The organism is Sphingomonas sp. (assembly GCF_050725575.1).
In the GTDB taxonomy this organism is placed as follows: domain Bacteria; phylum Pseudomonadota; class Alphaproteobacteria; order Sphingomonadales; family Sphingomonadaceae; genus Sphingomonas.
Map to the genome: position 1 here is coordinate 255,094 of NZ_JBOHHW010000001.1, position 12,416 is coordinate 267,509.

Consider the following 12,416-nt stretch of genomic DNA (forward strand, 5'->3'; position numbering starts at 1 on the left):
CGTGGCGAGCGCGCAATGGCATCGGCGGATCGACAGGATCGACACCGACGCAGGGCCAGCGCGCGACGATTCACGACTGCTGATTCCGATCGCCCAAGCGTTCTACTTCCTCTTCCTGATGATGATCTTCATCGGGCAGCAGCCCTTTTCCTCGCGCAACCAGGAAGAGCTGGTGGCGATGGCGGCGAACACCGACGGATCGGATTTCTACAAACAGGCATTCTTCATCATCTCTGCGCTGATCCTCACCGCGCTGTTGCTGATGCGGCGCTATCCGTCGCAATATCGCTTCACCTATTGGCCGCTGGTGGTGATGCTCGCCTGGTTCCTGGTCACCTGCAGCTGGGGCGTCGATCCGTTCGTGTCGTTCAAGCGCACGATGCAGCAGTTGATCGTGATCTACATCACCTTCTCGTCGATGGTGCTGCTCGGGCCGGATCGCCTCTACCGCGTGCTGCGCCTGGCGCTCATCGCGTGCCTGCTGATCTGCTGGATCTCGCTGCCCTTGACTTCAGCGGCAGTGCATCCGCCAAGTGAGAGCGACCATGCGCTGGTCGGTGCCTGGCGCGGCTTCTTCTTCCACAAGAACATCGCCGGCGCGGTGATGGCGCTGACCTTCGTCGTGACCGCCCACGCCTATTTCGACACACGCAAATGGCGGTTCGCGATATTCGCCGTGCTGGCGTTCGTGTTCGTGATCGGCACGAAGAGCAAAACCTCGCTCGCCTTGTGCTTCGTCATCCTGCTGGTCAGTTCGATCTATCGCCTGATGAGTGACACCGTCCCGAAACGCGCCATCCTGCTGCTGGGCCTGGGCATGGGCATGGTTGGCTTCCTTGGTCTCTACATCGCCTATCAGCCGGCGATCGAGCGGCTGTTCGCGGATCCGACCTCGTTCACCGGCCGCGTGTCGATCTGGGAGGTCGATTTCGCCTATCTCCGGGCGCATCCCTATCTCGGCTCGGGATTCGGCGGCTTCTGGCAAGTCGGCGACCTGTCGCCGGCGCGCCTGTACATGAACCAGGCGTTCCAGATGCTGACCGCGCATTCCCATAATGGCTATCTCGAAATTCTCGTGACGACCGGCCCGCTTGGCCTGATCATGCTGCTCATCTCATTCGTGGTCCTGCCCGCCTGGTGGTTCATGACCGGCGCGACGGCGGAGAACCGCACCTTGATGGCGACCTCATTCGCGATCTGGAGCTTCGTACTCTACCAGAACATGCTGGAGACATCCTTTTTCGACAAGGATCGCCAGGTCTGGGTGATCTTCCTGGCGACGCTCGCCATCACTCATGCGTCATTCAAGGCCGCGCATCGGCCGGTGTGGCGACGCCGCCTTGCCCCGGACGACGCACCCGCGCCAGGCCTGGGCCGCGCTGGTCGCCGGCCCGCTTTCGCACAATCCGGAGGAGCACATGGCTGAAGTCGCGATCTGCATTGCTACGTGCAAGCGCCCGGAAGGGCTGAAACGAACACTGGAATCGCTTGCCGGTCTGCACACGGCGCATGGCATCAGGGTCATTGTCGCCGATAATGACGGCGAGCGGCAGCAGGGCCTTGCCACGGTCGAGGCGATGGCCGCCAAAGGATATCGCTGGCCGATCATTGCCATGGTCGTGAAGGAGCGCGGCATTCCCCAGGTGCGCAATGCCCTGGTGGCGCAGGCATTGACCCTGGCCGATCTCGACGCGGTGGTGATGCTCGACGACGACGAGGCCGCCGCCCCCGGCTGGCTCGACGCACTGGTCGCATGCCAGGCCGATACCGGCGCCGACGTGGTGGGCGGCGCCGTGCTGCGCGAGATGGACGGCGACGTCGCGGGCTGGGCCGCGCGCCATCCCCTGCTGCAACCCAAGTCGCGCGGCGGGTCCGGGCCGGTGGCGCTGGTCGACAGCACCGCCAATGTGCTGATCCGGGCGGCGGCGCTCCGCGCCATGGGAGATCGCCCGTTCGACGAGCGCATGGCCCTGACCGGCGGTTCCGACAAGCAGCTTTTCACGCGCATGCAACGGGCCGGCTTTCGCTTCGGCTGGTCGGAAGAAGCGGTGGTGACCGAATTGATCCCGGCCAGCCGGGTCAGCGCGCAATGGCTGCTGATGCGCGGTTACCGCGTCGGCATGACCGACATGCGCATCGCCATCTACCATAGCAGCCGCATGCGCGCGTTGGTGCTGGAGGCGCCGCGGATCGCCGCCGGCCTGCTGATCGGCACGGCCGGCGCGGCATTGTCGTTCGACCGCGGCACGCGGGTGCAGCGACTGGGAAAACTCTACCGCGCCGCCGGCAAGATCGCCGCTGTCGCGGGCGTCCGTTACGAGGAATATCGCGAGGTGCACGGCGCATGACCCCGACAGGCTCCCCAGCGACGCCGACGGCGATACCGACCTTTTCGGTGGTGATTCCGCTCTACAATCGTGCAGAGTTGATTGCCCTGACCATCAACTCGGTGCTGGCGCAGGATTTTAGCGATTTCGAGATCATCGTGGTCGATGACGGCTCGCAGGATAATCCCGAGCCGGTCATTGCCGCGATCGGGGATTCGCGCATCCGCTATGTCCGCCAGGACAATGCCGGCGGCGGGGCGGCGCGCAACCGCGGGATCGAGGCGGCGCGCGGCCGCTACATCGCCTTCCTCGATTCCGACGATCAATTCCTGCCGGGCAAGCTCTCGATCATGGCGGCGGCGCTGCCCGACGACAGCGTGACGGTGCTCTATTCGCAGATGCGGGTGGACCGCGGCGTCGACCGCTACTGGATCCGGCCGGAACGCGGCATTCGCCGCGACGAGGATGTCGGCGAATATCTGTTCTGCGCCAACCAGTTCATGCAGACATCGACCATGGTCGTGCCGACCCTGCTCGCGCAGCAGGTCCGCTTCGACCCGACGCTGAAGCGGGGGCAGGATCTCGATTTCAGCGTGCGGCTGCAAGGCGCGGGCGCGCGTTTCGAGATGATCGAGCAGGCACTGACCATCTGGCTCGACGCCAGCGAAGTCGGCCGGACCTCCTATGTCAAAGGCTATGAGACCTCGCTCGACTGGCTCGAACGGTGCGGACATATGCTGACCGCGCGGGCGCGGCACGGTTATGGCGCGACGGTCCTCGCCTACCACATGGCGCCGATCCGTCCGCTGGCCACCATGCGAGAATTGTTTCTCGGTTGGTCGCGCGGCGGCGTACCACCCCGCGTGGTGGCGCGTCAGGTCCTGCGCTCCTTCCTGCCAAAAGCGTTGTACCGTTCACTGGTCAATGGGTTCGTGCTGCGGTTCGGCCGGGCAGAACCGGTTGGTGGCGTGCGCAAGTGACGACGCCGCTGCCAGCCGGCACCGACATGCCCGATACGGCTGACGCGCCGCTGTTTTCGGTGGTCATTCCGACGTACCAGCGCCGCGATGCCGTGGTGATGGCGGCGCGATCGGCGCTGGGCCAGACGATCGCCGAGATCGAGGTGATTGTCGTCGACGACGGGTCGACCGACGGCACTGCTGATGCGCTGGCGGCGCTGGCCGATACGCGGCTGCGCACGATCGTCCAGCCCAATATGGGCGCTGCCGCCGCCCGCAATGTCGGGGTTGCGCAAGCCCGCGGGCGCTACATCGCGTTTCTCGATTCCGACGACCAGTTCCTGCCCGATCACCTTGCGGATCTGCTGCCGCTGGTCGTTCTGGGTGAGGATGTCGTCGCCTATGGCCAGGTCGTGGTGGACCGGGGCTATGGCCGCCAGTTCCTCAAGCCCTATCGCGCGATCGGCGCGGACGAGCCGGTCGATCGCTATCTGATGTGCGATCGCGGCTTCATTCAGACCAGCAGCGTCGCGCTGAGCCGCAACCTCGCCGGACGGGTCCGCTACCGCGAGGATGTGCAGTTTGGCGACGATACCGATTTCGCGGTGCGCCTGTCGCTGGCCGGCGCGCGCTTCCTGATGGCGCCGCGTCCCGGCACGATCTGGGCCGATCGCCGCACCGATGACCGGTTGTCACAGGTACGCGCCAGCATTGGTAGCCTGGCCTGGCTCAGGGATCTGAAGCCGCATATCTCCGCTCACGCATTCTCGGCCTATATGGGCTGGCACGCGGCGAAGAGCGCCTGGCCGACCGACCGGCGCCGGGCAATGCGCTATTACCTCTCGGCGGTGCGCCATGGCGCCTTCCGTCCGCATATGGCCGCGATCGTGCTGCTGCAGATCGTTGTTCCCGATCGTTTCTATCGCGGCGCCGCCAATCGCTGGATCGCCCTGGCCAATCTGTTCGGGGGGTATCGGGTGTGAACCGGCGCGGTTTCCTTGCCGGCGTCGCCGCCACGCTGCCGACGGTCGCCCTGGCTCAGGCGAAGCCCGGTGGAGCGCCGAGCCCCGGCCTCGCCCAGCACGCCCGGCGCAGCGGCCGTTCCTTTGGCTGCGCGATCCGATCGAGCCAGTTCGCCAAGGACCCGGCCTTCATCGCTGCGGTGGTTCGCGAAGCCAATGTCGTGGTGCAGGAAGGCGAGTTGAAACGCTCCGTCACTCAGCCCGCGCCCGGGCGCTTCAACTTTGCCGGCGCCGACAAGATCATCGATTTCGCCATGCAGCACGGCATGGCGGCACGCGGGCATACGCTGGCCTGGTATGCCGCCAATCCGCCCTGGCTTGAGGGGGCATTGCGCAGCGCGCCGCTGCGCGGGCGGGTTGCGCTGCTCACCGGCTATATCAACGTCGCGATGCGGCGCTATGCCGGCCGGATCAGCGAATGGGACGTGGTCAACGAGGCGATCGAACCCAAACAGAACCGAGCCGATGGCATGCGTGACCAGAGCATGTGGCTGCAGACAATGGGCGAGCGTTATATCGACCTCGCATTCCGCACCGCGCGCCGCGCCGACCCAAAGGCCCGGCTGTTCCTGACCGATTTCGGGCTGGAGCATGATTCACGCCGGTGCGAGCAACGGCGCAACGCCATGCTGCGCCTGCTCGATCGGCTGATGTCGCGGCAGGTGCCGATCGACGCGCTGGGCATCCAGGGGCATCTCAAGCCCTATCGCGAAGGCTTCAACCAGCGCGTATTCGCCGATTTCCTCGAACGGGTCCGCGGCTTTGGCCTGCGCATCGCAATCACCGAATTCGATCTCGCCGATCTGGGCGGCCCGCCCGACATCGCCAAGCGCGATGCGGAGATCGCCGCGGTCGCGCGCGCCTTTCTCGACGTGGCGCTGGCCAGTCCGGCTGTCGATTCGGTCCTCACCTGGGGGCTGTCGGACCGCTATTCCTGGCTGTCGACCTATGACGGCTATCGCTGGCCCGACGGACAGCCGTCACGCGGACTGCCGCTCGACATCAACCTTCGTCGCAAGCCCTTATGGTCAGCGATCGCGGCCGCGTTCGACGGCGCCCCCGCGCGCCGGATGAATGCCGATGCAACTCCATCGCGCGGGAGCTTCATGGCATGAGAATCTCGTCCCTCACCGGGTTGCGCGGCGTGGCCGCAGTCGCGGTGATGCTGTACCACATTCCGCATAACCCGACCTTCGCTGCGTTCGAGATCCCGTTATTCTCGCGTGCCTATCTGTGCGTCGACCTGTTCTTCGTGCTCAGCGGCTTCGTCATCTCGTTTGGCTATTATGACCGCGTGGTGCAGCATTTCAGCAAGGCGAGCTATGGCGACTTCCTGATCAATCGCGTCGCGCGGGTCTGGCCGCTGCATCTCGTCGTCGCACTGGTCTTCATGCTGCGCATCCTGCTCAACGTGTCGGGCGAGCAGCCGGTCGCGCTGACCACGGCGAATGTCGTCGCCAACATCCTGATGGTGCAGACCTGGGGCTGGGGAACCCAGGCGCTGGCCGGCAACAGCTGGTCAGTCAGCACTGAGCTGGTCGCCTATCTGGTCTATCCGCTGGTCGCGATCATGGCCTTTTCGCGCTGGGCGTGGCTGCAGGCGGCCATTGCGGTCGCACTGCTGCTGCTGGTGGCGCAGTCCGGGCTCGGCTCGCGCGGGCCGCTCGATGTCAACGACGCCAATACCATCCTGCCGGTGCTGCGCTGCCTCGCCGGCTTTTCGCTCGGCGTGATTGCCTTTCGCGTGGCGCAGCGCGATTGGTGCAAGCGCTGGATGGGCGGCTGGCACAGCTTCGAGATCGTGTGTGCCGCGATCGCATTCGCGCTGCTCATTCCCGGCGGCGACGTCGCGGTGGTGCTGCTGTTCCCGCTGCTGGTGATCGCCTGTTCCTATAATGGCCGGACCTCGCGCCTGATCATGGCCAACCCGGTGACCTTCCACCTCGGGGTGATCAGCTATTCGATCTATCTGTGGCACCCGCTGGTGCGCGACGTTTTCGCGCGCATCACCGGCATCGCGCATCGCCACGGGATAACGCAGTGGGACATGGTGTTCGTCATCGCCATGCTGCTGGCGACCTGGCTGGTATGCTGGGTCAGCTATCTGCTGATCGAGGTGCAGGGACACCGGCTGATCAAATGGATGCAGCAGGCCGCGGGACGTCGCGCGGTCGCGCTGCGCGCGGCGCGCCAATGACCGCCACGATCATCGCCATCCCGACCTTCCGGCGCCCCGAGCGGCTGCGTCAGCTGCTGACGTCGCTCGCGCGGATGAAAGTGACCGATGACGCGTCGATCCTGATCGCCGACAATGATGCCGCCGGTCGCGCCGGCGCGACCCTGGCGGAGGCGGTGCGGGCAGGCGGCTACGCCCTGCCGATCGAGATCATCATCGTCGCCGAACCCGGACTATGTGCCGTACGCAACGCGATCGTCGAGACGGCACTGGCGCACCCCGACATGCGCCACCTGGTGATGATCGATGACGACGAATGGCCCGAGGCCGACTGGCTGGGCGAGCTGCTCGCGGTGCAGCGCCGGACCGGTGCGGACGTGGTCGGCGGGCCGGTCTATCCGCATTTCGCCGATCGCAAGCCGGGCTGGGTCAGGGAGACTTTGGTCTTCCGCCCGGAAAGCCGGCCCGAGGGCGCAACCGGGATGCTGTGGGCGAGCAACAACCTGCTCGTCATGCGCCGGGCGCTCGATCGGTTGGACCGGCCCTGGTTCGATCCGCGTTTCGGCAGCAGCGGGGGCGAGGATCTCGATTTCCTCACGCGCCTGCACGAGGCCGGGTGCCGATTTGCCTGGGCGCCGGCGGCGCGGGTGGCGGAATGGGTGCCGGCGGATCGCGCCCGGCTCGGCTGGGTGATGCGCCGGATGTGGCGGATCGGGATCACCGACACGATGGTGCGGCGCAAGCAGGCCGCCGGCGCAGCGCGCGGACTGGCCCTGACCGGCCGCGCCGTGGCGATCCTGGCCGCGCGCACGGTCGCGCTGCCGATGATCCTGTGGCCCGGCGCGCGGCGCGTCGATGTTGCCGGCCAATGGGTCAAATCATGGGGGCGATTGTACGCGCTCGCCGGCGGCAGCGACGCAAGCTACGGTCAGCCGGCAGCGCCGGTTCAGGGCGAAACATAGGTCCGGAATCGGCTGACGATCATGTCGCCGGAGCCGTCGGTATAGGCGCCGTCGGTCTTCACCGCGACGTCCATGATCGGATACCAGCGAAACCCCTGGAACGGGTTGACGCTCTGATAGGTCTCCTTGCCGTCGACGAACCAGGTGATGTAATCGCGCTGGATATCGACCGCATAGCTGTGGAAGCCCTGGGAGAAACCGCTCAGGCCGTAAGCCTGTTCAGCCTGGATGACGGTGCCGCGTTGAAACGACCGCACCCCATCGCTGCCGCCATGGATCGTCGCTCCGATATGGCGGTCGAAATCCCAATAGCTCTGATAGCCAAAGCCCTCATAGACATCGATCTCCGGCGGCCAGCCCGAGGTCGCGACCAGCCAGAAAGCCGGCCATGAACCGCGTCGGTTGGGCATTTTGGCGACCCATTCATATTGACCATAGCCGACCTGCGCGGCCAGGAGATTGCGCGCATTGAGGACGATCGACCCGTAGCGATAGCTCACGCCGTCATACGTGATCGGATTGGCCAGCACCTGAGTGTGCATCACCAGCCCCTGATCGGTGTAGCGCAGCGGCGCTTCGATCCCGGCATAGATCCAGCCATCGACATAGAGGCCGGTTTCGCCATTGGCGGTTTGCGTCCGCCCGAACGGGAATGAGGTGGACCACATATTGGGGCTGCCCTGATCCGACCATCTCGTGCTGCCCTTGACCATGTCATATTGCAGGGTGCCGGTGGGCGCAAAGGTGCGCGGCGCCCGGAACGTGCCGGTCTGCGCCGTCGTCGCGGCCTGGTTGGCGTCGGCCGTGATGGTGGCGGTGGCGACGCCCTGTGTGGCGCCCCATGGTGCCTCGCGCAGCTTGATCGAGAATTGCTGGCCCTGGACTGCGGTGATGATCGGCACGGCAACCGTGCGGCGCAGCGGATCGCCGGGGCGGAAGATCACGATCGTATCGACGGTGGTGTAATTCTTGCCCGACACCAGCTTTGTCGCATCGGCACCGTTGACCGTGATGATCCGGACGATGACCGTATTGGGCGATTCGCGGTCGAGCGTGACCGGCACATAGGCGACACTGGCTCCCGGTTTGAACGTCGCGTTGCCGAGCGACAAGATCGCCTTGTCGGGCAATCTGGTCCCATTGGCATAGTCGAAGCCCGCCAGGCTGGTCGCGGACACCGTCGATGATGCCGCCGCAGACAGAGGTGACAGCGCGGCGGAGGATGCACTGGTCGGCGCGATGCCGGCCGCCGCGGCGCTGGTGGATACCGCGCTTGATCCGGGGACCACCGTCAGCTCGACCGGCGACTGCGCGGACGGATCCGGATCGGTGCGGCACCCGGCGAGCGCGCAAAGCATCAAGGCGCCCGAGATCGGGCGTGTACGACCTGCAAACATGAGAACCCCCCGATGAGTGGTGGGCTACAAACTCGCAGTGTAAGGTAAACAAACGAATATCGTCAGTGGGTTATTGCGATGAGCTGAGGCAATTGAACCAATTCGGTTCCATCTTGAGCATCAAGCGCGTGATCAGACGGATGCCTGACGGCTCAGATCGTGCGCGAGGGCAGCGGCGGGAGATATGGGACACCGGTCGTGTCCGATATCTCCCATTGTCGGCTCGATGAGATTCTTATATATTTCTTTATTTATCAGATGCTTAATATGGAATAGCTGAGCTCAGTCGCCGCCCGGGCATTCCCCGCACAACACGAATCGACCGGACCGAACGCCCGGTGCTTCGGGCAGCGATCTTGCCCGAATCATTCGGCCGCGATGCTCAGGGGCTCGTCCGTCATCGGTCCGGGTCTGCCGATGCTGACATAGCTGAATCCAGCCCGCTCGGCGACATCGGGGCGATAGATATTGCGCAAGTCGACCAGCGCATTGCCCGCCATCTCCGCCTTCAACCGCTCAAGGTCGAGCGCGCGGAAGGCATCCCATTCGGTCACGATGACGACCGCGGCAGCATCCTCGGCCGTGGCATAGGGCGATGAGACGAACTCCACATCACGCAGCATCGTGCGCGCCGCCGACATGCCTTCGGGATCAAAGGCACGGATCACCGCACCGGAATCCTGCAGCGCCTGGATGATCGACAGCGACGGCGCGTCACGCATATCGTCGGTGTTCGGCTTGAAGGTGAGGCCGAGAATGCCGATCGTTTTGCCCCGCACCGATCCGCCGCACGCTGCGATCACCTTGCGCGCCATGGCACGCTTGCGCGCTTCATTGACCGCCACGGTCGTTTCGATCAGCCGGATCGGCGTGCCGGCATCTTCCGCGGTCTTGACCAGCGCCAGCGTGTCCTTCGGAAAGCACGAGCCGCCATAGCCCGGCCCGGCATGAAGGAACTTGCCGCCGATGCGATTGTCGAGGCCAATGCCGCGCGCGACCTGCTGCACATCGGCGCCGACCTGCTCGCACAGTTCAGCGACTTCATTGATGTAAGTGATCTTCATCGCGAGAAAGGCGTTCGCGGCATATTTGATCAGCTCGCTCGTGCGGCGGCCGGTGAACTGGATCGGCGCCTGATTGAGGTAGAGCGGCCGATAGACTTCCTCCATCACCGGGCGGGCGCGTTCGTCCTCCAGGCCGATGACGATGCGATCGGGGCGCTTGAAGTCCTCGATCGCGGCCCCCTCGCGCAGGAATTCGGGATTGGAGGCAACGGCGAACTCGGCGTCAGGATTGACCTCGCGGATGATGCGCTCGACCTCATCACCGGTGCCAACGGGCACAGTCGATTTAGTGACGATAACGGTAAAGCCGTTAAGGGCGCCCGCGATTTCACGCGCCGCGGCATAGACATAGGAAAGATCGGCGTGACCGTCGCCGCGCCGGGCCGGCGTGCCGACCGCGATGAACACGACATCGGCCCGCGCGACCGGGCCGGTGAGATCGACGGTGAAGTCGAGCCGGCCCGTCGCGACATTGCGCGCAACAAGATCCTCCAGCCCCGGCTCGTAAATCGGGATACCGCCCTGCATGAGCCGGTCGATTTTCGCTTCATCCTTGTCAACGCACACCACCTGGTGTCCGAAATCCGCGAAGCATGCGCCCGACACCAGCCCGACATAGCCCGATCCGATCATGACGATCCGCATGATGATGATTCCTTCTTGCTGAATATGGTGCGTGTAGGTCTCAGGCGCGCAGCTGGACGGTGATCACTTCATCGACCAGTTGAACCGCTTCCCGGGGCGCGGGGTGATTGCCGAACAGTTTCCGCGCGAACGCCCCGACTTGCGGGCCGATATCCTCGCGCTGGAGCGCGAAGGCGAGATTGGCCTGAATATATCCGGCCTTGTCGCCGCAATCATGGCGTTCGCCGTCGAACCGCCACGCATGGAATGGCTGGCGGCCGATCAGTTGCGCCATGGCGTCGGTGAGCTGGATTTCGCCGCCCGCGCCCTTTTCCTGAGTCTCCAAGACCTGCATCACCTCGGGCTGCAGGATATAACGCCCCGGGATCATCAGGTTGGACGGGGCAGTGCCGCGGCGTGGCTTCTCGACCAGTCCCCGCACTTCGACCAGTGCGCCATTCTCGATCCCGGGTTCGACGATGCCGTAGCGATCGGTTTCGTCATCCGGCACCTCATAGCCGCAGACGATATTGCCACCAATCTGCTGATAGGCGTCGACCATCTGTTTCATGCAGCCGGGCGTTCCCGCCATCAATTCATCGGCGAGGAAAATCGCGAACGGTTCGTCCCCGACGATATCGCGGGCGCACCAGATGGCATGGCCAAGGCCCATTGGCTCCTGTTGCCGGACATAGGTGACTGCGCCCGGCTTCAGGCGGGTCTGATGGAGCAGCTCCATCGATTTGCCGCGCTCGCGCATCGTCGCCTCGAGCTCATAGGCAATGTCGAAATGGTCCTCGATCGCCGATTTGCCGCGCCCGGTGACGAAGATCATCTGTTCGATGCCCGCCTCCAGCGCCTCGTCGACGGCGTATTGGATCAGCGGCCGATCGACCACCGGCAGCATTTCCTTGGGCATGGCCTTGGTCGCGGGGAGGAAGCGGGTGCCGAGGCCACCGACCGGGAAAACGGCTTTGCGCAATGGCTTGATCATGATGACTGGCCTCCTTGTTGCGTTGCAGCATACCGTGCCTGCTGCAACGCGGCAATTTCGGCCCGCCGTCGCACGACCACGCGCCGCCGCGTTATTGGTGCCCAAGCGCTCGATATTTTCGCATTGGCTCCGCTCGGAATCGCTGTCCCGCAATGCGCGGCGTCAACCAACACGGCGATCTCGGCCGATGCCAATGCGCCCGTGAAAAGCGCCGAGCGAGGCCGCGCCGATCAGTTATAAGGATGACCAGTATAATGCTCGGGCGCGCGTGCCGCTCTCGGGCATGAAGAGCAACAACACCTCGCGCTATGTCGATCGCCGCCTGCCCACGAGATTCCGAAATAGACGTTTAGCAGGCCGATAGCCGGCCAGTCCTTCAGGATTTCATATTTCCAGCATCGTCGGGCGCGCCCAAAGGCTGACTTTCTGCAGCCGGCGCCGGATCGAGCTGGACGGCAAGCCGCAAGGGCAACAGCATATCCTTCGGTGGCGCCGTACCGATCGTGCGACCGACGAGCAGCCCGTCAATGTCCGCGATCGGCCGATCCGGGGCGATCGGGTCCATCTGCACGCGCGTGATGGAGCCCCTGGCATCGATCCACAATCGAAGCGTGAGCGGTGCACTCGACTGATCAGCGGCAGCGCGGGTCGCGTCGAGATCCGCGCGCAAATGCAGCGCCGCCGGATCGCTGCCGCTCAACCAGCCGGTGACCAGCACATTGACCTGTTCGGCATAGGCCAGCCAGGCTGCGGGCGCGGCATTTGCCGCCACCGTACGTTGCACAGGCCCGGCGGCGGCCGGAGAAGCCGGACCAGCCACGCCAAGCACCGTAGCGGCGATGGCGATGACCGCCCCGATGGTGATGTTCGGCATGACTGGCTCCGTTTGAA

General features: G+C 64.8%; 11 protein-coding genes. 7 read left to right on the top strand and 4 right to left on the bottom strand.

What is annotated here, in order from left to right; genetic code table 11:
- Window position 1 precedes the first annotated feature (1 nt).
- From ACRECS_RS01005 to ACRECS_RS01035, 7 genes are read left to right on the top strand one after another with little or no spacing between them, the layout of a single operon-like run.
- Window positions 2–1,426 (top strand): O-antigen ligase family protein, encoded by a 1,425-nt coding sequence (locus ACRECS_RS01005; RefSeq protein ID WP_431581091.1) that lies wholly within the window; start codon window positions 2–4, stop codon window positions 1,424–1,426.
- Window positions 1,419–2,348 (top strand): glycosyltransferase family 2 protein, encoded by a 930-nt coding sequence (locus ACRECS_RS01010; RefSeq protein ID WP_431581092.1) that lies wholly within the window; start codon window positions 1,419–1,421, stop codon window positions 2,346–2,348. The genes ACRECS_RS01005 and ACRECS_RS01010 overlap by 8 nt, the downstream gene beginning before the upstream one ends.
- Window positions 2,345–3,307 (top strand): glycosyltransferase family 2 protein, encoded by a 963-nt coding sequence (locus ACRECS_RS01015; protein ID WP_431581093.1) that lies wholly within the window; start codon window positions 2,345–2,347, stop codon window positions 3,305–3,307. The genes ACRECS_RS01010 and ACRECS_RS01015 overlap by 4 nt, the downstream gene beginning before the upstream one ends.
- Window positions 3,304–4,269: a glycosyltransferase family 2 protein gene (locus tag ACRECS_RS01020; RefSeq protein WP_431581094.1), complete on the top strand. Its 966-nt coding sequence runs from the start codon at window positions 3,304–3,306 to the stop codon at window positions 4,267–4,269. The genes ACRECS_RS01015 and ACRECS_RS01020 overlap by 4 nt, the downstream gene beginning before the upstream one ends.
- On the top strand, window positions 4,266–5,423 hold the full coding sequence (locus tag ACRECS_RS01025) for an endo-1,4-beta-xylanase (protein ID WP_431581095.1): 1,158 nt from the start codon (window positions 4,266–4,268) through the stop codon (window positions 5,421–5,423). Before ACRECS_RS01020 ends, ACRECS_RS01025 begins: the two co-directional genes overlap by 4 nt.
- Window positions 5,420–6,505: an acyltransferase family protein gene (locus ACRECS_RS01030; RefSeq protein WP_431581096.1), complete on the top strand. Its 1,086-nt coding sequence runs from the start codon at window positions 5,420–5,422 to the stop codon at window positions 6,503–6,505. The genes ACRECS_RS01025 and ACRECS_RS01030 overlap by 4 nt, the downstream gene beginning before the upstream one ends.
- Window positions 6,502–7,446, top strand: a complete 945-nt coding sequence (locus tag ACRECS_RS01035; protein WP_431581097.1) for a glycosyltransferase family 2 protein — start codon at window positions 6,502–6,504, stop codon at window positions 7,444–7,446. The genes ACRECS_RS01030 and ACRECS_RS01035 overlap by 4 nt, the downstream gene beginning before the upstream one ends.
- Here ACRECS_RS01035 and ACRECS_RS01040 read toward each other — a convergent pair.
- The 4 genes from ACRECS_RS01040 to ACRECS_RS01055 all read right to left on the bottom strand — a co-directional run bounded on the left by ACRECS_RS01040 (window position 7,431) and on the right by ACRECS_RS01055 (window position 12,399).
- Window positions 7,431–8,804 (bottom strand): glycoside hydrolase family 16 protein, encoded by a 1,374-nt coding sequence (locus ACRECS_RS01040; protein WP_431581098.1) that lies wholly within the window; start codon window positions 8,802–8,804, stop codon window positions 7,431–7,433. The two genes, ACRECS_RS01035 and ACRECS_RS01040, sit on opposite strands and share 16 nt — an antisense overlap.
- Before the next feature lie 404 nt (window positions 8,805–9,208).
- Window positions 9,209–10,552 (bottom strand): UDP-glucose dehydrogenase family protein, encoded by a 1,344-nt coding sequence (locus ACRECS_RS01045; RefSeq protein ID WP_431581099.1) that lies wholly within the window; start codon window positions 10,550–10,552, stop codon window positions 9,209–9,211.
- Window positions 10,553–10,592: 40 nt separating this feature from the next.
- On the bottom strand, window positions 10,593–11,528 hold the full coding sequence (gene galU, locus ACRECS_RS01050) for a UTP--glucose-1-phosphate uridylyltransferase GalU (protein ID WP_431581119.1): 936 nt from the start codon (window positions 11,526–11,528) through the stop codon (window positions 10,593–10,595).
- Window positions 11,529–11,901: 373 nt separating this feature from the next.
- Window positions 11,902–12,399, bottom strand: a complete 498-nt coding sequence (locus ACRECS_RS01055) for a hypothetical protein (protein WP_431581100.1) — start codon at window positions 12,397–12,399, stop codon at window positions 11,902–11,904.
- Window positions 12,400–12,416 lie beyond the last annotated feature (17 nt).

What these genes read in the sequence shown, in the direction of transcription:
- ACRECS_RS01010 (WP_431581092.1), top strand. Translation starts at nt 1,419, where the DNA reads ATGGCTGAAGTCGCGATCTGCATTGCTACGTGCAAGCGCCCGGAAGGG.
- ACRECS_RS01015 (WP_431581093.1), top strand. Translation starts at nt 2,345, where the DNA reads ATGACCCCGACAGGCTCCCCAGCGACGCCGACGGCGATACCGACCTTT.
- ACRECS_RS01030 (WP_431581096.1), top strand. Translation starts at nt 5,420, where the DNA reads ATGAGAATCTCGTCCCTCACCGGGTTGCGCGGCGTGGCCGCAGTCGCG.
- ACRECS_RS01035 (WP_431581097.1), top strand. Translation starts at nt 6,502, where the DNA reads ATGACCGCCACGATCATCGCCATCCCGACCTTCCGGCGCCCCGAGCGG.
- ACRECS_RS01040 (WP_431581098.1), bottom strand. Translation starts at nt 8,804, where the DNA reads ATGCTTTGCGCGCTCGCCGGGTGCCGCACCGATCCGGATCCGTCCGCG.
- ACRECS_RS01045 (WP_431581099.1), bottom strand. Translation starts at nt 10,552, where the DNA reads ATGCGGATCGTCATGATCGGATCGGGCTATGTCGGGCTGGTGTCGGGC.
- ACRECS_RS01055 (WP_431581100.1), bottom strand. Translation starts at nt 12,399, where the DNA reads ATGCCGAACATCACCATCGGGGCGGTCATCGCCATCGCCGCTACGGTG.